Origin of the sequence: Komagataeibacter diospyri (assembly GCF_043995075.1) — a bacterium.
In the GTDB taxonomy this organism is placed as follows: Bacteria; Pseudomonadota; Alphaproteobacteria; order Acetobacterales; family Acetobacteraceae; genus Komagataeibacter; species Komagataeibacter diospyri.
The window spans coordinates 2,098,879-2,117,656 of the sequence record NZ_CP171836.1 but is presented as its reverse complement, the minus strand read 5'-3'; the positions used below and the strand labels follow the sequence as shown (position 1 = coordinate 2,117,656).

Genomic DNA, 18,778 nt, shown 5'->3' with positions numbered 1-18,778 from the left:
TGCGTGGGCGGTATGGGGGGGCACAATCGGTTCATGAGATATAATCGTGCAAAAGCAGGGGATGGGACCGCCAATGCGTGAAATTTCCCTGCCTGATACACAGGCCACGACAGCCCTTGGCCATGCGCTGGCCAGCGTGCTGCGCGCAGGCGACTGCGTGCTGCTGGAAGGAGATCTGGGGGCGGGCAAGACCACGCTGGCGCGCGCCCTGCTGCGCGCCCTGTGCGACGATGCGGACATGGAGGTGCCAAGCCCGTCCTACACCCTGGTGCAGGTCTATGACGCGCCGGTGGGTGAGGTCGCGCATTTCGACCTGTGGCGTCTTGATGGACCGGAAGGGGTGCATGAACTGGGCTGGGATGACGCGCGTGAGGGGGTTGTCCTTGTGGAATGGCCGCAGCGTCTGGGCACGCTTGCCCCACCTGATGCGTTGCGTATTACCCTTGCGCCCGATGCGACGGGCGGCCGGATCGCCCGGCTGGAGGGGTGGGATACGCGGCTGGCGCAATCAGCAGTTTTCGGGACAGGAGATGCATCATGGGCGTGAACATGCCCCATACCGCCATGGTTTTCGCAGCAGGTCTGGGGCGGCGGATGCGGCCGCTGAGCGAATCGATGCCCAAGCCGCTGCTGCGCGTGGCGGGACAGCCCATTCTGGATCACGTGCTGGACCGGCTGGAGGCCTGTGGCGTGCAGCAGGTGGTGGTCAACGCCCACTGGCGGCCCGATGACATCCACGCAGCCCTTGCCGCGCGGAAGGCCGCCCGGCGCGGGCCGGTAACGATTGAACAGCCCGAACCCACCCTGCTGGAAACCGGGGGCAGTGCGGCTGCTGCCCTGCGGGTGGGACGACTGGGGCCGGGGCCGTTTTTCCTGCTCAATGGTGATGCCATGTGGCTCAACGGGCCGGTGCCCGCGCTGCGCAGGCTGGCTGCGGCATTCGATCCCGAACGTATGGACGCCATGCTGCTGCTGGGGGCCATGACGCGCGCGGTGGGTGAAGTCGGGCACGGAGATTTCGCGGTGAACGCGCATGGCGTGCCGCGCCGCCCCCGTACCGGGGAAATCACGCCCTATGTTTTTACGGGCGTGCAGATCGTCTCCCCCTCCCTGTTCGATGGCGCGCCGGAAGGCGGGTTCAGCATGAACCGGCTATGGGACCGCGCGATGGAGGCGGGCAGGCTGGGCGTGATCGTACACGATTCGCTGTGGTTCCACCTGTCCCGTCCCGCCGATATCGATGCGGCGGAACGCGTGCTGCATTCCGCCCTGAATCCGGATTCGGATAACGATATATGACCGACGCCACGACCGCCTGCGTGTTGGGGCGTGCGGCGGTCGTGCCGCCGCATGTGCCATTTGTTGACCAGATTGCCGCCCGCTGGCTGGAACAGGCGGACCATGACCCGCAGGCCTGCGGCAACGGCGTGATCCTGCTGCCCAGCCGCCGTGCGGCCCGTGCGCTGACCGAAGCCTTCGTGCGCCAGGTGGATGGGCGTCCCATCCTGTTGCCCCGTATCGCGCCCATCGCCGCACTGGATGAGGCATCGCTGGCGCTGTCGGGATGCAACGCGCTGGAACTGCCGCCCGCGGTTGATCCTGTCCGGCGGCTGGCGACGCTGACGCTGCTGGTCATGCAGGCGGGCAAGGCGTTTGGCGATGTGCAGGGTGTGGATCAGGCATGGCCGCTGGCGCGTGCGCTGGCGGACCTGATGGATGAGGCGGAATGGGCGGAATGCGACCTGTGTGAACGCCTGCCCCATGCGGCGGATGGTGATTTCGCCCAGCACTGGCACCAGACGCTGAAATTCCTGTCCATTGTCACCAGCGTGTGGCCGGCGTGGCTTGCGGAACAGGGCGTGATGAACCCCGTCGCCCGTCAGACCGCCCTGCTGCATGCGCAGGCCGCGCGATGGATGGAGACACCGCCGCCATCGGGTTATCCCATCTGGGCCGCCGGTTTTTCCGATGCAGTGCCTTCCACCATCGCCATGCTGCGTGCCGTGCTGTCCCTGCCGGACGGGATGCTGGTGCTGCCCGGTGTGGATATGGACTGCGATGATGATGTCTGGCAGCGCCTGCCGCCTGACCACCCGCAGGCAGGCACGGCGCATATGCTGGCCAGGCTGGGCATTGAACGCGCGTGCATGGAACAGTGGGACACCCTGAGTGATGGTGGCGTGGCCAGCAGCCCCGTCTCCCGCGCCAGCCTGCTGGCCCGCGCGCTGCTGCCCGCCCACGCGCTGGACCGCTGGCGCGCGCCGGATGCCCCGGTCGTGGCCGAGGGCCTGTCGGTCCTGCGCAGCGCCGACCAGCAGGAAGAAGCCGCCGCCATTGCCATGGTGCTGCGGCAGGTTATCGAACAGCCAGGCAGGCGCGCGGCCCTTGTCACCCCCGACCGGGCGCTGGCCGGGCGTGTAGCGACGGAGCTGGTGCGCTGGGGCGTCATTGCCGATGACAGTGCGGGCGAAAGCCTGCTGACCGTGCCGCAGACCGCTTTCCTGCGGCTGATCGTGCAGGCAGTGGATGGCGGGCTGTCGCCGGTCGCCCTTCTGTCCGTCATCAAGCATCCGCTTGCGGCATGTGGGCTGTCACCGGGTAACTGCCGCGCCAGCGCGCGACAGCTTGAACGCCTTGTCCTGCGTGGTCCGGCCCCGCCGCCGGGTATCGCGGGCCTGCGCAGCGCACTGGCGCGCGCGGCCGATGACCCGCATGGCGCGCTGGCCGATGCGCCGGACGCGCCGGAGGAAATCAACGCCTTCCTCGACCGTCTGGAAACAGCCTTCGGCCCGCTGCTGGCCCTGCCGGGCAGCACGATGGTGCCGGTGTCCATCCTGTTGTCCGCACTGGTGGAAACCGCGCAGGCGCTGGCCACGACCGATATGATGGATGGGGCAGAGCGGCTGTGGGCAGGTGAGGAAGGCAATGCGCTGGGCCAGCATATGAGTGCGATGCTGGCATGGTGCGACGTGCTGCCCGATGCACGTGCTGGCGCGCTGGATGGGCTGCTGGCGTCCTCCCTTGCCGGCATGACGGTGCAGGGACGGCGTGCCGTGCGGGGGCGCGAGGGTACGGCGGTGCATCCGCGCGTATTCATATGGGGCCTGTTGGAAGCCCGGCTGCAGACGGCGGATACCATTGTGCTGGGCGGCCTGGTTGAAACCGTCTGGCCACCCGCGACCGATCCGGGGCCGTGGATGAGCCGCCCCATGCGTACGCGCGTCGGCCTGCCATCCCCCGAATGGGCGATCGGGCAGGCGGCGCATGATTTCGTGTCCTGCGCATGCGCGGCACCCCACGTGGTGCTGTCGCTGGCTGCCCGCCGGCAGGGTGCGCCGACGGTGCCCGCGCGATGGCTGGTGCGGCTGGACGCGTATCTGGCGGGGCATGGCCATGGCCTGCCGGGACATCCGGCGCTGCGCTGGCTGGACAGCCTTGATCGACCACAGGGTGCTGCCGTGCCGGTTGCCCCACCACAGCCACGGCCTGCGGTGGGCCTGCGCCCGCGCAGCCTGTCGGTGACGGAAATCGAGACATGGATGCGCGACCCCTACGCCATTTACGCACGGCGTATCCTCCGGCTGCGTCCACTGGCGGATCTGGAGGAACTGGCCGATGCCGCCGATTACGGGCAGATCGTGCATGCAGCGCTGGATCGCTGGTTCCGCGCCCATCCTGCCGACTGGCCCCATGACGGTGCGGCCCGTCTGCGCGACGTATTCGCCGATGTATTGCGGGAGGCCGACCTGCGTCCCGCCCTTGCCGCATGGTGGGCGCCCCGGCTGGAACGTATCGCGGCATGGTGCGCCCAGGCCGAGGAAACACGTCGCGCCACTGGCGGCCCCCGCACCGTGCTGACGGAACTGGGGGGCACGATGCGGCTGGAGGACCTGCCGGGTGGCCCCTTCACCCTGCGGGGACGCGCGGACCGGATTGATCTGCATGGCGATGCCAGTCTGAGCCTGTTTGACTACAAGACCGGCACGCTGCCCACCCGGCGCAGCGTGATGGAAGGATGGCAGTCGCAGCTGGTGCTGGAGGCGGCGATGATCGAATGCGGCGGCTTCCCGCCCCCGGTCGCGGGCACGGTTGCGGAACTGGTGTACTGGCGGCTGACCGGCGGCCATGTCCCGGCACAGGTGCTGGATGTGGCGCGGGGGGAAGAACTGGCGGACCTGATCGCGGGGTGTCGGGCCGGGCTGCGCGCGCTGGTTGAGGCCTATGACAATCCTGACCAGCCTTACCTGTCCCATCCCTTTCCGGGGGAGGAACCACGTTTTGCCGATTATGCGCATCTGGCCCGTGTCGCGGAATGGAGTGCCGCGCGTGAGGAGAATGGCGGATGAACAGGGTCATGACGAAGGGTGACGGCATGGCGTCTGCCATCGACATCGCCAATCGCAGCCAGGCGGAAGCCTCTGACCCGCAGGCGTCGGTGTTCGTTTCCGCATCGGCGGGCAGTGGCAAGACCAAGCTGCTGATCGACCGGCTGCTGCGCCTCATGCTGCCGCGTGACGTGCCCGACCGTGATGGCGTCATGACCCGCGTGCCCGGCAGCGATCCCGGCCGTATCCTGTGCCTGACCTTTACCAAGGCGGCGGCGGCGGAAATGTCCATCCGCCTGCAGAACCGTCTGGGCCAGTGGGTCATGCTGCCTGATGCGGATCTGGACCGGGAACTGGACCGCCTGTCCGTTCCCACGGGGGAAGAAACCCGTCGCGTGGCGCGCGAACTGTTCGCCCGCGTGCTGGACCTGCCCGGCGGCATGCGCATCGGCACTATCCATGCCTTCTGCCAGTCGCTGCTGCGGCGATTCCCGGTCGAGGCCGCGATCAGCCCGCATTTCACCCTGATTGAGGAAACCGATGCCCGTCTGGCCCAGCGCGCGGCGGTGGAGGATGTGGTGGGACAGAATGGTCCCGCCGTCGCCATGCTGGCAGGGCAGATCGGGGTAGGGGATTTCACCGTGCTGATTGCCCGGCTGCAGGCCCAGTCGCGTCGTATGCTGCCGGTGGCGCGCCGGTGGATGGTGGACCGCGCGGGCGTGGAATCGGCCCTCATGCGCCTGCTGGGCATAAGCGGGCGCAGCGTGGACGAGGTGCTGCGCGCTGCCTGCGCCACGATCCCGGACGAGGACGCCCTGCGTGACGGCCTGCGGTACGTGGCGCAGGAAGGATCGCCCAAGGTGCGGGTGCAGGCGGAAACCATGCTGGGCTGGCTGGCGCAGGACACGGCTGCCCGCGCGGCGGACTGGTCCACATGGCGCAGTGGCCTGCTGACGCAGAAGGGTGAACCCCGTCAGCGTGGTGGCCTGAACGCTAGGCTGGCTGCCGACTGCTCCAGTCTTGTTGACCAGCTTCTGGCTGAAGCCGCGCGGGTCATTGGCATCGACCAGCAGTTGCGCGCCATCACGGTGTTCGAACTGACCTGTGCCCTGCTCTCCGTGGCCCAGCCGGTGCTGGAACGCTACGCCACGCGCAAGAACGCGCAGGGCATGGTCGATTATGATGACCTGATCGACAGGACGCTGGACCTGCTGCGCGATCCGGGGGCGGCATGGGTGCTGTACAAGCTTGATGGCGGCATCGACCACCTGCTGCTTGATGAGGTGCAGGACACATCCCCCGACCAGTGGGCCATTGCCGGTGGCCTTACGGCGGAATTCTTCGCGGGCGAAGGCACGCATGATGATGATGGCTGCCCCCGCACAATTTTCGCGGTGGGGGATTACAAGCAGTCGATCTATTCATTCCAGGGGGCCGATCCGGAGGCCTTTCGTGCGTGGCGGCAGCGATTCCGCCGCAGCGCTGCCGCCGCCCGCGCCATATGGCGCGAACCGGCGCTGACGGTTTCCTTCCGTTCAACGGCACCGGTGCTGAAACTGGTGGACAGCGTGTTCGCCAATCCCGCTGCCGCGCGTGGCGTGGTGGAGCCCGACGGCACCATTCCCGCCCATGTCACCGCCCGGCCGGGGCAGGGCGGATGCGTGGAAATCTGGCCCCCCGTGCCGGTGGAACCTGATGAGACGGACATAAGCCCCTGGATGGCCCCGACCCGTAACGCCGGGCAGTCCACGGCGCAGCAGCGTCTGGCCGACACGCTGGCGGGCTGGATCTCCCGGCAGTTGCGTACGTCCCCCCCGGCAGGCGAAGCGCCGCTGGTGCCCGGTGACGTGCTGATTCTTGTGCCCCGTCGTTCCGCCTTCGCGCGCGCATTGATCCGGGCGCTGAAAAGCAATGACGTGCCGGTGGCGACACTGGTGCGCACCGTGCTGACCGACCAGCTTGCGGTACAGGATCTTATGGCGCTGTGTGCGGCCCTGCTGCTGCCGCAGGATGACCTGACGCTGGCCTGCGTGCTGACCTCCCCCATCGGCGGGCTGGATGACGGCTCGCTCATGCATCTGGCGACGGGGCGTGATGGGCAGCCGCTCTGGGCAGTGCTGCGGGCGCGTCATGCGGAACGGCCCGACTGGTCGGCGGCGTGGCATATCCTCAATACCCTGTTCCGTCAGGTCGATTACGCCACGCCCTACCAGCTTCTGGCCGAAGCCCTTGGCCCGCTGGGTGGTCGTGCCCGGCTGCTGGCCCGCCTTGGAGCTGAAGCGGTGGAACCTGTGGACGAACTGCTGTCCGCTGCCCTGCGGTTTGAGGAAACGCACGCCATTTCCCTGCAGGGTTTCCTGCACTGGCTCAATGCATCGGATGAAACCGTGCGGCATGAACCCGATGCATCGGCCAACATGGTGCGTGTCATGACCGCGCATGGGGCGAAGGGGTTGCAGGCGCGCCTTGTCATCCTGCCCGATACGATCGCAACGCCCCGTTCCGATACCAATATATTGTGGGAAACCGACACGGCCACGGAACTCGACATTCCGATATGGGTGCCCCGGCGGGAACTGGCCACCGATGTGACGGCCGCCGTGCAGGAGAAGATACGCCGTGAAGCGGCGGAGGAATATAACCGCCTGCTGTATGTCGCCCTGACCCGCGCCAGTGACCGGCTGGTGATCTGTGGGTGGGAACCCCGGCGCGGCGTGCCTGATGGCTGCTGGTATGATCTGTGCAGACAGGGATTCGAAAGTGCCGGTGCCACGGCCCGGCCCTTTGATCTTGGCTGGGAAGGTGAAAGCCTTGTGCTGGAAGAAGCGCGTACGGTCCTGCCCGCTCGGGCGTCCCGTACCGATAACGGCTCCGTTGCACAGGAAACGGCACCTGCCCTGCCGGCATGGATGGGCCATGCCCCGCTATGGCAGCCCGTCATGCCGGTCATGGAGGGGCCACTGGCCCGTCCGCTGGCCCCCAGCCGTCCCGATGACATAGCCCTTGGCCCACAGCCCGCCGTGCGGTCGCCACTGGTATCTGCCAGCACCATGCGGAGCCGCGCTGACCAGACCGGCCAGCGCGCCCGTGCCCTGCAACGCGGGCAACTGGTGCATGCCCTGCTGCAATATCTGCCGGACTGTCCTGAGGATGAACGGGCGGAGCTTGCGTGGTCGTGGCTGTCGCGCCCGGCGGCGGGACTGGACCCTGCGCAGTGCGAGTCACTGGTGGCGCAGGTGCTTGCGGTCATGGACATGCCGCGCCTTGCCGCCCTGTTTGCCCCTGGCAGCCGGGCTGAACAGCCGCTGGCCGGTATCGTGGGCCAGCAGGTGATCGTAGGGCAGGTGGACCGCATGGCGGTCAGTACGGATACGGTGACGGTGTGCGATTTCAAGACAAACCGCACACCACCGGCAGACGTTGACAGAACGCCGGTGCTGTACCTGCGGCAGATGGCGGCTTACCGTGCCCTGCTGCATGGGGTCTATCCCGGCAGGCAGGTAGTGTGTGTGCTGGTCTGGACGGAGGGCGTGCGCGTTGACATTCTGCCTGCTACGCTACTGGACCGGTATGCGCCGGATATGGCCGCTGCGACTTGACCGCATGCGTCGGCATGGCCATGTCAGCAGGACAGGGCGGTGTTGGCCGCCATAAAGGAGTTTTGAGTGATGAGTGAAAACACGATTGCCGTAAGCGACGACCAGTTCAAGACGCAGGTTCTGGAATCCAAGGAACCCGTTCTGGTCGATTTCTGGGCGGAATGGTGTGGCCCGTGCAAGATGATCGCACCGGCACTGGATGAAATCGGGGCTGAATTCAAGGGCAAGATGACCGTCGCCAAGGTCAATATCGATGACAACCCCAACACGCCCAACAATTACGCCGTGCGCGGCATTCCGACGCTGATCCTGTTCAAGGATGGTGCGCCGGTTGCCAGCAAGACCGGTGCCCTGCCCAAAAGCCAGCTCAAGGAATGGGTCAAGAGCAATCTCGGCTGATTGTCCAGCCGTCAGGAGTGGCCCGTCAGGATGCGCGGGCCACATCCGTCCATGTGGTGGGCACTGTCCCTGAATGGGCCAGGCCGGATCGGAAACCGGGCGCGCATAGCGTGCGGAATTCGGCTTCATGCTCGTATGTGGGCATGAGCTTCTGCAGCAGTTTGTTCTTGGCCGTGGCCGGGTGGAAATAGATTTCCGACAGGCCGTCCGGCAGGTGGGCTGCAAGGGCCGATACCCGGTTGGTTGTCATATGCCCGCTCCACGCCAGCCCGAAACACCAGTCATTCGTCACCAGTCCCGCCTTGTGCGCCTGATGGCGCAGCAGGCCGGTCCAGCGGCGTAAGGCTGCATCCCCCAATGTATCGGTATAGGTGCCCGCGGCATAAAGCGGCTCGGGTGGTTCCAGCGGCACGCGGATCGCACGCAGTCCGTGGCGCAGTCCGCTTTCGATCATGTACCGCCCCACTGTGGGGTGCAGATGCATGTGCTTGTGTGCATTGGCGTGGTCCAGCGCCAGCCCCGTCGCGGCAAAGGCGCGGAACTGGGCCTCGATCTCGGCAGCCAGTTCACGACGCACGGCGGGGCGGAAGAAATATTCAACCCCCAGTTTCAGCTGGTCGGAAGGGAACTGCCCGTCCTGCGGTACCAGCAGCGGGATATCGGCAGGCGGCAGGGTTGCCGGTCCCTCGATCGCGACAAGGTGCAATCCTACACGCAGGTCTGGCAGTTTCCGGGCCCGGCGCACGGCGTCGGCTGCGGCAGGGCCGGATACCATAAGGCTTGCAGTCGACAGCAATCCATCCCGATGGGCGATCTCGATCGCCTCGTTGACTTCTTCGGACAGGCCGAAATCATCGGCGGATATGATGACGCGCTTCATGATGGAAAACCGGGTGACATGACAAAAGAAATGCCGGAACCCGAAGGTCCCGGCATGGGATAATCGCAGAAAGCCGATCAGGCGGCGCGGCGTTCGCGCAGGAACTGGAAGAACTCCACCCCTTCGCGCAGGCGGCGCTTCATCATCTGCGGGCTGCGGACCATCTCGTTCACGATAGAGGCGATCTTGGGCGCACGGAAATAGAACTTCCGGTAGAATTCTTCCACGCTCTGGAAGATTTCCGTGTGCGACAGGTGCGGGTAGTGCAGCGGTGCGATCTGCACACCGTTATCATCAATCAACTCGGCGTTCTTTTCATCCAGCCAGCCATTCTCGGTCGCCTGCTTGTGCAGGAACGTGCCGGGATACGGCGCTGCCAGCGAGACCTGCAGCGTGTGCGGGTTGATTTCGGTGGCGAACTTGATGGTTTCCTGGATGGTTTCCTTCGTCTCGCCCGGCAGGCCGAGGATGAAGGTACCATGGATCTTGATACCCAGTTCGTGGCAGTTCTTAGTGAATTCACGCGCCGTCTCGACGCGCATGCCCTTCTTGATGTTGTGCAGGATCTGCTGGTTGCCGCTTTCGTAACCGACCAGCAGCAGGCGCAGGCCGTTGGCCTTGAGTACTTCCAGCGTCTTGCGGGGCACATTGGCCTTCGCGTTGCACGACCACGTCACACCCAGCTTGCCCAGTTCCTTGGCGATCGCTTCAGCGCGCGGCAGGTCATCGGTGAAGGTGTCGTCGTCGAAGAAGAATTCCTTGACCTGGGGGAAATACTGCTTCGCCAGACGGATTTCGGCGGCCACGTGTTCGGGGCTGCGGGTGCGGTAGTGGTGGCCACCCACCGTCTGCGGCCACAGGCAGAAGGTGCAGCGCGACTTGCAGCCACGGCCGGTATAGATCGAGATATACGGGTGCATGAGGTACCCGATGAAGTAATCCTCGATCTTCAGGTCACGCTTGTACACTTCGGTCACGAACGGCAGGCTGTCCATGTCCTCGATCATCGCACGGTCGCGGTTATGGACGATCTTGCCATCAGCATCGCGCCAGGAGATGCCATCGACATCCTTCCAGTCGCGACCTTCCGCCATTTCCTTGATGGTGAAGTCGAATTCGTTGCGCGCCACGAAATCGACCGGCGGGGCGTTCAGCAGGCTTTCCTCGGGCTGGACGGCAACCTTTGCGCCGACCATGCCGATTTTCACCTTCGGGTTTGCGTCCTTGAGCATCTGGGCGACGCGCACATCGGATGCAAAGGACGGGGTGGAGGTGTGCATGATGACCAGGTCACGGTTGCGCACGTCTTCCAGGATCGGCTCCATGCCCATGCGCGCGGGTGGTGCATCAATCAGGCGGCTGCCTTCCACCATGGCGGCAGGCTGCGCCAGCCACGTCGGATACCAGAACGACTTGATTTCCCGCTTGGCCTGATAGCGGGAGCCGGCCCCACCGTCGAATCCGTCAAACGAAGGCGGCTGGAGAAACAGGGTTTTCATCATGCTACGCATATCCTCGGGCTCTGGCGGGGAATGGGGTTCCCTTAATACCCGTTCTTATTGACTACAGGGGTGGAATTCTCAAGCAGTTCAGCCTGCGGGCGGCGGGTCAGTCACCGGGGGAAGCCGGTTGCGATCGTGGTGTCATGACCGAATGGGGCGTGACATGCATTGTCTGGCCACGCCATGCAACCCGTGTGCCCGTGACACTGCCCACCATGACTGCAGCCGAAATCCAGTCGCGTAATGGCAGAAGCAGTAACGGCAGCAGGCTGCGTTGTGCCAGCGTCCGGTCCAGGATGAAGGAGCATACGGCCCGCCATCCCCATGCACCAAGAAAGAAGAACCATGCCCAGGCCGCATGCGGTGCGGCAAGCACGGCAACAGTGGCCCAGAACAGGGGAAGCTGGATGGTGGACGCGGCGTAACCTGCCGGCTCCAGCGTCTTGACGGTCCGGCCCCAGCGCAGTTCATGCGCCAGCACCTCGCGCATCGAGGTTTCGCCCACGGTGGTCCATGTCATGCATGCGGCAATGGCGATATCCTTGCCACGGTCACGTACGTAGCGGCCCAGTATCGCATCATCGGCCACATGTGGCACGAGTGCTTCCAGCCCGCCGATTTCGTCCAGCATGGAACGCCGCAGCGCCATCGTCGCGCCAAGGCAGTCCTGCCGCCCGAGATAGCGTGACAGCATCACGCCGGGCAGGAAATTGTGGTTGATCTGGCATGCGGCCAGCAGGCGTGGCACGGTGGGGGAAGCCGGCAGTCCCGCGTACAGCGTCGTGACCAGGCCTACATTGTCGGGCACCATGGCACCCACCACATGCCGCAGGTAATCAGGGGCAACGTGGATATCCGAGTCGGAAATGACCAGGACATCATGCTTCACACGCGCCATAATGTTGATCAGGTTGCCGATCTTGCGGTTGACCCCGTGAAAGGTGGGATCAATCACCAGTTCCATCTGCACGTCCGGGTGACGTTCCATCAACCGGCGTACGATCGGGATCGCCGCATCGTCTTCAGCCTGTACGCCGAAGACAATCTGCATCTGCGGGTAATCCTGCGTGCAGAAGCTTTCAAGCGCTTCCTCCAGCAGCGGTTCATCGCCGTGGAGGGGCTTGAGCACGGAGACCGGAGGCATGGGCACCGCCCGGTCCACGCGTTTTTCCTGCCATCGGAAACGCGAGACCAGAAAAGTGCCAAGCGCTGCCTGCATGCACCCGGCGGCCGCAACGGTCGCGGCCAGTCCGGCGGGTGAAACAAGAGCGTTGAAAACAGACATTATCTTTCCGGCAAGGTCCCGCGTATGGAGCTGAATTAGAAAACGACGTCAGGGGAGTGTAATATCACTCTTCCGAGAACGTTTTGATCTTTTTCTGTAGCAGATTCGTCAGTTTCTGCACATTCCCGCCCGACAGTGCGGAGCTGAAGTCCGCCCGCTGGGCCGCGACCTGGCTGATATGGGCATTGAGCAGCACGTCAACGATCCGCCAGCCCTTGGCACCCGAACGCATGACGTAGTTGATTTCGGTCCCGCTCGGGTCATCGGACGAGCCGATATGTGTTACAACAATACGGTCATTGCCAACGGGAGAAGGGGTGACGGTCGGGTCGATGGTGAAGCGGGCGTCGCTGCCGGGCTTGAAGCTGGAAACATAGCGGGCGATCGTGAACTGACGGAATGTGGTCAGCAGGGTCTGCTTCTGATCATCGCTCAGGCCGGCGTAACGCGGTCCGATGGAGGATGCGAGCACGGCCTCGATATCATAGGCATGGTCGATCGCCGGGGCCAGCATCTGTGAACGCTGCTCGAACGAACCGCTGCCCTTGGCCTGCACGCGCTCCAGCGCGGCATACAGGCTCTTGATCGGCTCCTGCACCTGCGCATCGGCTGCGCTGGCCGCATGGGCTGCATGAAGGGGGAGGACGGCAGGGACGACCGGTGCCGCCATCAGTCCGGCGCACAGCGCCAGCGAGGTGGTTTTCAGGACATGTTTCATAATGTTCATGATTTCGGTCCGTTTGCTGTCTTTAGCAAGGGCTGCGTCATGCTGATTCCGACACCCAGCGCCTCAAGGGCGGTATTGGTGATGGCCACCGCATCCAGCCCGGCCTCATGATACTGTGCGGCCTGGGTATTATGATCGATGAAGCGGTCGGGCAGGGTCATGGGGCGGAAGCGCACGCGGTCCAGCAGGCCGGTTCTGGCCAGATGGGTCATGACAAAGCTTGCGAATCCACCAACCGATCCTTCCTCGACAGTGATCAGCACGGCGTGGTTGCGCGCGAGCTGCTCGATCAGTGCGGTGTCGATCGGCTTGGCGAAGCGGGCGTCGGCTACGGTGGGGGACAGGCCCTGGGCTGCCAGCATGTCGGCGGCCTTCAGCGCATCGGCCAGCCTCGGCCCAAGCGACAGGATGGCGATGCCGCCCTGTTCCGGCCCGGACTGGCGGGTCATTTCGCGCACGATTCGCCCACGCCCGATTTCAAGGATCTGGCCGGCTTCCGGCAGTTCCAGCCCGAGCCCCGGGCCACGCGGGTAACGCAGGCCAAGCGGGCCTTCGTCAAATGCGATGGCGGTCGCGGTCATGTGCTGCAGTTCCAGCTCGGTGCTGGGCGCCATCAGCGTGATGCCCGGCAGGCAGCCAAGGTAGGCGATGTCGAACGAACCCGCATGCGTCGCACCATCGGCCCCCACCAGCCCCGCGCGATCGATGGCGAAGCGCACCGGCAGCTTCTGCAGCACCACGTCATGCATCACCTGGTCATAGGCGCGCTGCAGGAAGGAGGAATAGATGGCGCAGAACGGGCGCAGCCCCTCGGTCGCCATGCCGGCGGCAAACGTCACGGCATGCTGTTCGGCAATGCCCACGTCAAAGAAGCGGTCGGGATAGAGCCTGGCGAACTTGTCCAGCCCCGTGCCCGAGGGCATGGCGGCGGTAATCGTGACGATCCTGTCGTCGGTCGCGGCCTGACGGACCAGTTCCTTCGAAAAGACCGAAGTGTAGCTGGGCGGGCCGGACGGGCCCTTCTTCTGCTCACCGGTCACGACATTGAATTTCGAGACCGCGTGATACTTGTCACCCGCCGATTCGGCCGGGCTGTAGCCATGGCCCTTTTCGGTAATCACATGCAGCAGCACGGGGCCGACATCCTCGGCGTCGCGCAGGTTGCGCAGGATGTGGACCAGCTGGTTCATGTCATGGCCGTCAACGGGGCCGACATAATAGAAGCCCAGTTCCTCGAACAGCGTGCCGCCGGTCATGATGCCGCGCGCGTATTCATCCGCCTTCTTCGCCGTGCGTTCCAGGCGGCCGGGCAGGCGCTTGGCCATCTTGGCGGCGAGTTCGCGTAAGGACAGGAACTTGCGCGAGGACATGAGGCGCGAGAGGTAGTTCGACATCGCGCCCACGGGGGGCGCGATCGACATTTCGTTATCGTTCAGCACCACGATCAGGCGTTCGGCGCCCGGGCCGCAATGCGACGCATTGTTCATGGCCTCGTACGCCATGCCCGCCGAGATCGAGCCATCGCCGATCACCGCGATCACGTTGCGCTCGCGGTAGGAAGGATCTTCCTCCGCGCGCAGGTGATGGGCGACGGCCATGCCGAGGCCGGCGGAAATGGAGGTCGAGGAGTGCGCCGCGCCAAACGGGTCGTATTCGCTCTCGCTACGCCGCGTAAAGCCCGAAAGGCCGCCCGGCTGGCGCAGGGTGCGGATACGGTCGCGCCGCCCGGTCAGGATCTTGTGCGGATAGGCCTGGTGGCCCACATCCCAGATCACCCGGTCATCGGGTGTGTCGAACACGGCATGGAGCGCGACGGTCAGTTCAACCACGCCCAGCGACGCGCCAAGGTGCCCGCCGGTGGTGGACACGGCATCGATCGTCTCGGACCGCAGTTCATCCGCCAGCTGCTTCAGCTGCTCCACCGAAAGGTTGCGCATGTCATGCGGCGCGCGCACCCGGTCAAGCTGGGGGTAACGCCCAAGGGTCGGAATCGCGGGCTTGGTCTGATCCATGATGTTCGCGTCCATTGTTCTGCGCTGGCCCTTGCCCCATTTTCAGGGGAGGAACCAACCCGGGTTTCGGTTTGGCCCGTCGGCCCCGCGATCGGGGCCGGAAACAGGCTGCTCCGGCGGCGATGAATGGCGGCTCATGGCACGAAAACCATGGCGACCGTAGCGTAATCGCGATGTGTTACTCCGGTTAAGGCTGTAAATACAGTCTCTAATTCTATGACTGTTGTTAATTGGCCACACCAAAGCTGATAGCAATTGAATACAGGATGGTTTCTGTCCTATACCCTCGCGAAAGGCTTCATGTGTCGTACAAGTCCGCAACCTCGGCATGCTTTAAATGCACGGCTGGGCGATGTTGGGCTTGTTTTCTCGTAGGTGGATGTGACCATATCCGACCTACCAGACTTGAAATATGAGACCGGCGTTGGGCCGGTGCAGGAGCAGAGGTTTCATGGCCGTTCCTATTATGCAGGCAGTCCGCGTCGGCGCCTATGTTGTCAAGCAGCATGTCACGCGGCGCAAACGTTATCCGCTCGTGCTTATGCTCGAGCCCTTGTTCCGCTGTAACCTGGCGTGCGCCGGGTGCGGGAAGATCGACTATCCCGCCCAGATCCTGAACCAGCGCATGACCCTTCAGGAATGCCTGGATGCGGATACCGAAGCGGGCGCGCCGGTCATTGCCGTGGCCGGTGGTGAGCCGCTGCTGCACAAGGAAATGCCCGATATCATCCGCGGGCTGATCGCACGCAAGAAGTATGTGTATCTGTGCACGAATGCCCTTCTTCTGGAAAAGAAGATGGACGATTACGAGCCGAACCCCTTCTTTTCGTGGGATGTCCATCTGGATGGCGACCCGGCGATGCATGACGCATCGGTGTGTCAGGACGGCGTGTACGAACGCGCGGTCGCTGCCATCAAGAAGGCGAAGGCCCGTGGTTTCCGCGTGTCGATCAACTGCACACTGTTCGATGGCGCTGATCCCAAGCGCGTTGCCGCCTTCTTTGACGAAGTGATGGCGATGGGCGTTGACGGCATCATGACCGCGCCGGGTTACGCCTACGAACGCGCACCGGATCAGGAGCACTTCCTGAACCGTCACAAGACGAAGCAGCTGTTCCGTGACATCTTCCGTCTGGGCAAGGGCAAGAAGTGGCGCTTCACGCAGTCGCCGCTGTTCCTGAACTTTCTGGCCGGTAACGAACAGTACCACTGCACCCCGTGGGGCAAGCCGCTGCGTAATGTCTTTGGCTGGCAGCGCCCGTGCTACCTGCTGGGTGAAGGCTACGCCAAGAGCTTTGAAGAGCTTATGGCCGACACCGACTGGGATGCATACGGCACCGGCAATTACGAAAAATGCGCCGACTGCATGGTCCATTCCGGATACGAATCGACTGCCGTCATGGATGCCGTCCGCAGGCCCTGGCACATTGCCAAGGTCGCCCTGTTCGGGCCCGAGACGGAAAAGCCGATGGCGCCGGAAATCTCGCTGGCCAACCAGCGTCCGGCCGAATACGTGTTTACACAGCATGTTGACGCCAAGATGGCCGAACTGGCCGCCCGCAAGAAGCCTGCGGCACCGCCGCGCGTAAGCAAGGTGGCGGCCCCGGCTGAAACGGCCGACGCGGCTGACTGATCGCGCGGTTCGCGCTTTCATGCATTACGTTTGGGAAAGGCGGGGCATATGTCCCGCCTTTTTCTTTTTTGTGTGTGTATTTTCAGGCATGTGCCCGTGTGCATGATTATGCTGTAGGATCGCGGGATCATGGTTGTTTCACTGATTGTCATATTATGCCTTGTCCTGCTCAACGGGCTGTTTGCCATGGGCGAACTGGCCCTGATTTCCGCCCGCCGCGCACGACTGGCCATTCTTGCGCGTGATGGCATCAAGGGCGCGGACCGTGCCCTGAAACTGGCGGGTGACCCGCAGAGCTTCCTGCCTACCGTCCAGATCGGCATGACCCTTGTCTCGATTCTGGAAGGCACCTTTGGCGGCAACAGTATCGAGGCTGGCGTCAGCCGCTGGCTGGCCCATATTCCCGCCCTGCATTCCATTGCTGATGAGCTGGCCATGTTCCTGGTGGTCAGTGCCATTACCGCTGTCATGCTGGTGCTGGGAGAACTGGTGCCCAAGCAGATCGCGCTGCGTCAGCCCGAACAGATCGCGGCACGCCTGTCGCTGCTGCTGGAATGGATGGCATGGCTGACGCGACCCATTGTCTGGCTGCTGGGGCGGTCATCCGAACTGGTGCTGAAGCTTATGGGAATCGGCGGGGCGATACGGCAGTCCGTCTCGGTCGAGGAACTGCGGGCCTATATCGCCGAAGGGGCGCAGGCTGGCGTGCTGGAGCAGGAGGAGCGCGATATGATCGAACGCCTGCTGCGTCTGGCCGAACGGCCTGTCCGCGCCATCATGACCCCACGTAACGAACTGTGCTGGGTGGAACGGCACGTGCCGCGCGCGCAACTGCTGCAGGTGCTGCGTTCAACTACCTATTCGCGCATCGTGGTGTGTGAAGGGGGCGTGGACAACCCGGTGGGCGTGATCCTGGCCAAGGACATGCTGGACCGGTTTCTGGACGGTAAGAGCCCATCGGTCGAAATTGGGCTGCGTCATCCCATTTCGGTGCCTGATACGCTGTCGGCTTTTGACATGCTGGAACGTATGCGTGACTCCCCGCTGGGTCTTGCGCTGGTACTGGATGAATATGGTTCGTTTGAGGGAATCGTGACCTCATCCGATCTGTTCGGTGCGATCGTGGGTGAGCAGCATGAACCGGGCAACACTCCGCCCCAGCGACTGGCCCATGACAATGTGCTGGTGCTGGATGGTTCCATGCCCGCTGATGAGGTCAAGGATCGGCTTGGTCTGTCCGACCTGCCAGCCGAAGGCAGCTATCACACCCTTGCCGGGCTGATACTTGCCCTTTTGCGGCGCGTGCCCGCCAGGGGGGACAAGGTCGTGTTTTCCGGCTGGCTGTTTGAGGTGCTGGAAATGGAAGGTCGCCGCGTCGTGCGCGTTCAGGCCAGTCGGCAGCTGCTGGCAGAAAACTGATAAATATTATCTAATTATTTGGGGCCTGTTGGGAATTATCTTGAATTGATGATTGCGCCAACGAGATAGATCATGGCTTCGAATGATCTGTCTGTTTTTTCGCTGCGCATGGCGATGCGCTTGAACTCCTTGAGCTTGCAGAAGAAGTTCTCAATGAGATGGCGTGCTTTGAACAGGGCCCCATCGAACGGGCGTCTGTCGAGGCGGTTTTTGCGCTGGGGAATGACCACACAGGCCCCTTGCGCGTGTAGGGCGTCCACGATCCAGTGGACGTCAAACGCTTTGTCAGCGAGAATCCCCTTGAAATCCGCCGGTTCGAGAAGGGGGGCAACCCCGACCGTGTCGTAATGCTGGCCAGGAATAAGCGTGAAGCGGACCAGATTGCCCAGGGCGTCGGTCATGGCGATGATCTTGGTCGACCACCCCGTCACACTGCGTCCTATCGCCTGATTCCGGGTCCCCCTTTTGCGCCCTGGCCGTGGCGATGAACCCGGACCACCGTACCGTCAATCATCGCGTATTCCATATCGGCATCGTCAGAGACAGCGTCAAAAAGCCGTTTGAAAACACCGGCTTTCATCCAGTCACTGTAGCGCGAGTAAACCGAGTTCCAATGTCCGAAATACGTCGGCAGATCCCGCCACGGACTGCCGGTCCGCGCTATCTATAAAACCGCTTCGATAAAGAGGCGGTTATCCTTCCCGCTGCGACCTCGATCCGTCTTCCTGCCAAGGCACAGCGGTTCCATTTTCGCCCATTGGGCATCCGTCAGTATGAAGCGATCCATATGGTCTTTGAAACACATCATGGCCCTTTAGAAAACTCAATTCCCAACAGCCCCTGATAAAAGAAAAAAGTTTCTGGGTGCCGTCTTTTTTGAAAGGGTGGCCTGCTTTTAAGTTATTTGGAAAAAGCGCCACGCGGAGACGTCTTGCAGGCAGTCCAGCATAAAAAAGGGGCATCCCGTTGCCGGGGATGCCCCTTTTTTCAATGAATG

General features: G+C 63.6%; 12 protein-coding genes and 1 pseudogene. 7 read left to right on the top strand and 6 right to left on the bottom strand.

The features are described 5' to 3' along the window. The first annotated feature begins 73 nt into the window (after positions 1 to 73). The 5 genes from tsaE to trxA all read left to right on the top strand — a co-directional run bounded on the left by tsaE (position 74) and on the right by trxA (position 8,323). Positions 74 to 547: a tRNA (adenosine(37)-N6)-threonylcarbamoyltransferase complex ATPase subunit type 1 TsaE gene (tsaE, locus tag ACE2AA_RS09935; RefSeq protein WP_141261231.1), complete on the top strand. Its 474-nt coding sequence runs from the start codon at positions 74 to 76 to the stop codon at positions 545 to 547. After that, positions 538 to 1,299, top strand: a complete 762-nt coding sequence (locus ACE2AA_RS09930) for a nucleotidyltransferase family protein (RefSeq protein WP_141261230.1) — start codon at positions 538 to 540, stop codon at positions 1,297 to 1,299. The genes tsaE and ACE2AA_RS09930 overlap by 10 nt, the downstream gene beginning before the upstream one ends. Then, positions 1,296 to 4,346, top strand: a complete 3,051-nt coding sequence (gene addB / locus ACE2AA_RS09925) for a double-strand break repair protein AddB (RefSeq protein ID WP_395369624.1) — start codon at positions 1,296 to 1,298, stop codon at positions 4,344 to 4,346. Before ACE2AA_RS09930 ends, addB begins: the two co-directional genes overlap by 4 nt. Next, positions 4,343 to 7,924 (top strand): double-strand break repair helicase AddA, encoded by a 3,582-nt coding sequence (gene addA, locus ACE2AA_RS09920; protein WP_395369623.1) that lies wholly within the window; start codon positions 4,343 to 4,345, stop codon positions 7,922 to 7,924. The genes addB and addA overlap by 4 nt, the downstream gene beginning before the upstream one ends. Positions 7,925 to 7,993: 69 nt before the next feature. After that, the gene (trxA, locus tag ACE2AA_RS09915; RefSeq protein ID WP_141261227.1) at positions 7,994 to 8,323 is read left to right on the top strand and encodes a thioredoxin TrxA; all 330 of its coding nucleotides are present in this window, start codon (positions 7,994 to 7,996) and stop codon (positions 8,321 to 8,323) included. A gap of 25 nt (positions 8,324 to 8,348) precedes the next feature. On the opposite strand, the gene hpnK is transcribed toward trxA, so the two are convergent. The 5 genes from hpnK to dxs form a co-directional block, all read right to left on the bottom strand. Next, positions 8,349 to 9,203: a hopanoid biosynthesis-associated protein HpnK gene (hpnK, locus tag ACE2AA_RS09910; protein ID WP_141261226.1), complete on the bottom strand. Its 855-nt coding sequence runs from the start codon at positions 9,201 to 9,203 to the stop codon at positions 8,349 to 8,351. Positions 9,204 to 9,280: 77 nt separating this feature from the next. Beyond that, the gene (hpnJ, locus tag ACE2AA_RS09905; RefSeq protein WP_141261225.1) at positions 9,281 to 10,705 is read right to left on the bottom strand and encodes a hopanoid biosynthesis associated radical SAM protein HpnJ; all 1,425 of its coding nucleotides are present in this window, start codon (positions 10,703 to 10,705) and stop codon (positions 9,281 to 9,283) included. Positions 10,706 to 10,811: 106 nt separating this feature from the next. Beyond that, the gene (gene hpnI, locus ACE2AA_RS09900) at positions 10,812 to 11,990 is read right to left on the bottom strand and encodes a bacteriohopanetetrol glucosamine biosynthesis glycosyltransferase HpnI (RefSeq protein ID WP_141261223.1); all 1,179 of its coding nucleotides are present in this window, start codon (positions 11,988 to 11,990) and stop codon (positions 10,812 to 10,814) included. A 64-nt stretch (positions 11,991 to 12,054) separates the two neighbouring features. Continuing rightward, entirely contained in the window at positions 12,055 to 12,717 is a 663-nt protein-coding gene (locus ACE2AA_RS09895; protein WP_141261221.1) for an ABC transporter substrate-binding protein, read from the bottom strand. Next, complete coding sequence (gene dxs / locus ACE2AA_RS09890; protein ID WP_395369622.1) at positions 12,714 to 14,729, bottom strand: 1-deoxy-D-xylulose-5-phosphate synthase; 2,016 nt, start codon at positions 14,727 to 14,729, stop codon at positions 12,714 to 12,716. The genes ACE2AA_RS09895 and dxs overlap by 4 nt, the downstream gene beginning before the upstream one ends. 451 nt (positions 14,730 to 15,180) lie before the next feature. On the opposite strand from dxs, the gene hpnH reads away from it, so the two are divergent. Together hpnH and ACE2AA_RS09880 are read left to right on the top strand one after the other, a co-directional pair. Beyond that, a complete protein-coding gene (hpnH, locus tag ACE2AA_RS09885) occupies positions 15,181 to 16,362 on the top strand; it encodes an adenosyl-hopene transferase HpnH (RefSeq protein ID WP_141261219.1) in 1,182 nt (393 codons plus the stop codon). 129 nt (positions 16,363 to 16,491) lie between these two features. Beyond that, on the top strand, positions 16,492 to 17,781 hold the full coding sequence (locus ACE2AA_RS09880; protein WP_141261217.1) for a hemolysin family protein: 1,290 nt from the start codon (positions 16,492 to 16,494) through the stop codon (positions 17,779 to 17,781). 35 nt (positions 17,782 to 17,816) lie between these two features. On the opposite strand, the pseudogene ACE2AA_RS09875 reads toward ACE2AA_RS09880, so the two are convergent. Beyond that, positions 17,817 to 18,568, bottom strand: a pseudogene (locus tag ACE2AA_RS09875) (IS5 family transposase). Positions 18,569 to 18,778 lie beyond the last annotated feature (210 nt).

Excerpts from the sequence above, each read along its gene's own strand:
- tsaE (WP_141261231.1), top strand. The coding sequence starts at position 74 with ATGCGTGAAATTTCCCTGCCTGATACACAGGCCACGACAGCCCTTGGC.
- ACE2AA_RS09930 (WP_141261230.1), top strand. The coding sequence starts at position 538 with ATGGGCGTGAACATGCCCCATACCGCCATGGTTTTCGCAGCAGGTCTG.
- addB (WP_395369624.1), top strand. The coding sequence starts at position 1,296 with ATGACCGACGCCACGACCGCCTGCGTGTTGGGGCGTGCGGCGGTCGTG.
- addA (WP_395369623.1), top strand. The coding sequence starts at position 4,343 with ATGAACAGGGTCATGACGAAGGGTGACGGCATGGCGTCTGCCATCGAC.
- trxA (WP_141261227.1), top strand. The coding sequence starts at position 7,994 with ATGAGTGAAAACACGATTGCCGTAAGCGACGACCAGTTCAAGACGCAG.
- hpnK (WP_141261226.1), bottom strand. The coding sequence starts at position 9,203 with ATGAAGCGCGTCATCATATCCGCCGATGATTTCGGCCTGTCCGAAGAA.
- hpnJ (WP_141261225.1), bottom strand. The coding sequence starts at position 10,705 with ATGATGAAAACCCTGTTTCTCCAGCCGCCTTCGTTTGACGGATTCGAC.
- hpnI (WP_141261223.1), bottom strand. The coding sequence starts at position 11,990 with ATGTCTGTTTTCAACGCTCTTGTTTCACCCGCCGGACTGGCCGCGACC.
- ACE2AA_RS09895 (WP_141261221.1), bottom strand. The coding sequence starts at position 12,717 with ATGAACATTATGAAACATGTCCTGAAAACCACCTCGCTGGCGCTGTGC.
- dxs (WP_395369622.1), bottom strand. The coding sequence starts at position 14,729 with ATGGATCAGACCAAGCCCGCGATTCCGACCCTTGGGCGTTACCCCCAG.
- hpnH (WP_141261219.1), top strand. The coding sequence starts at position 15,181 with ATGGCCGTTCCTATTATGCAGGCAGTCCGCGTCGGCGCCTATGTTGTC.
- ACE2AA_RS09880 (WP_141261217.1), top strand. The coding sequence starts at position 16,492 with ATGGTTGTTTCACTGATTGTCATATTATGCCTTGTCCTGCTCAACGGG.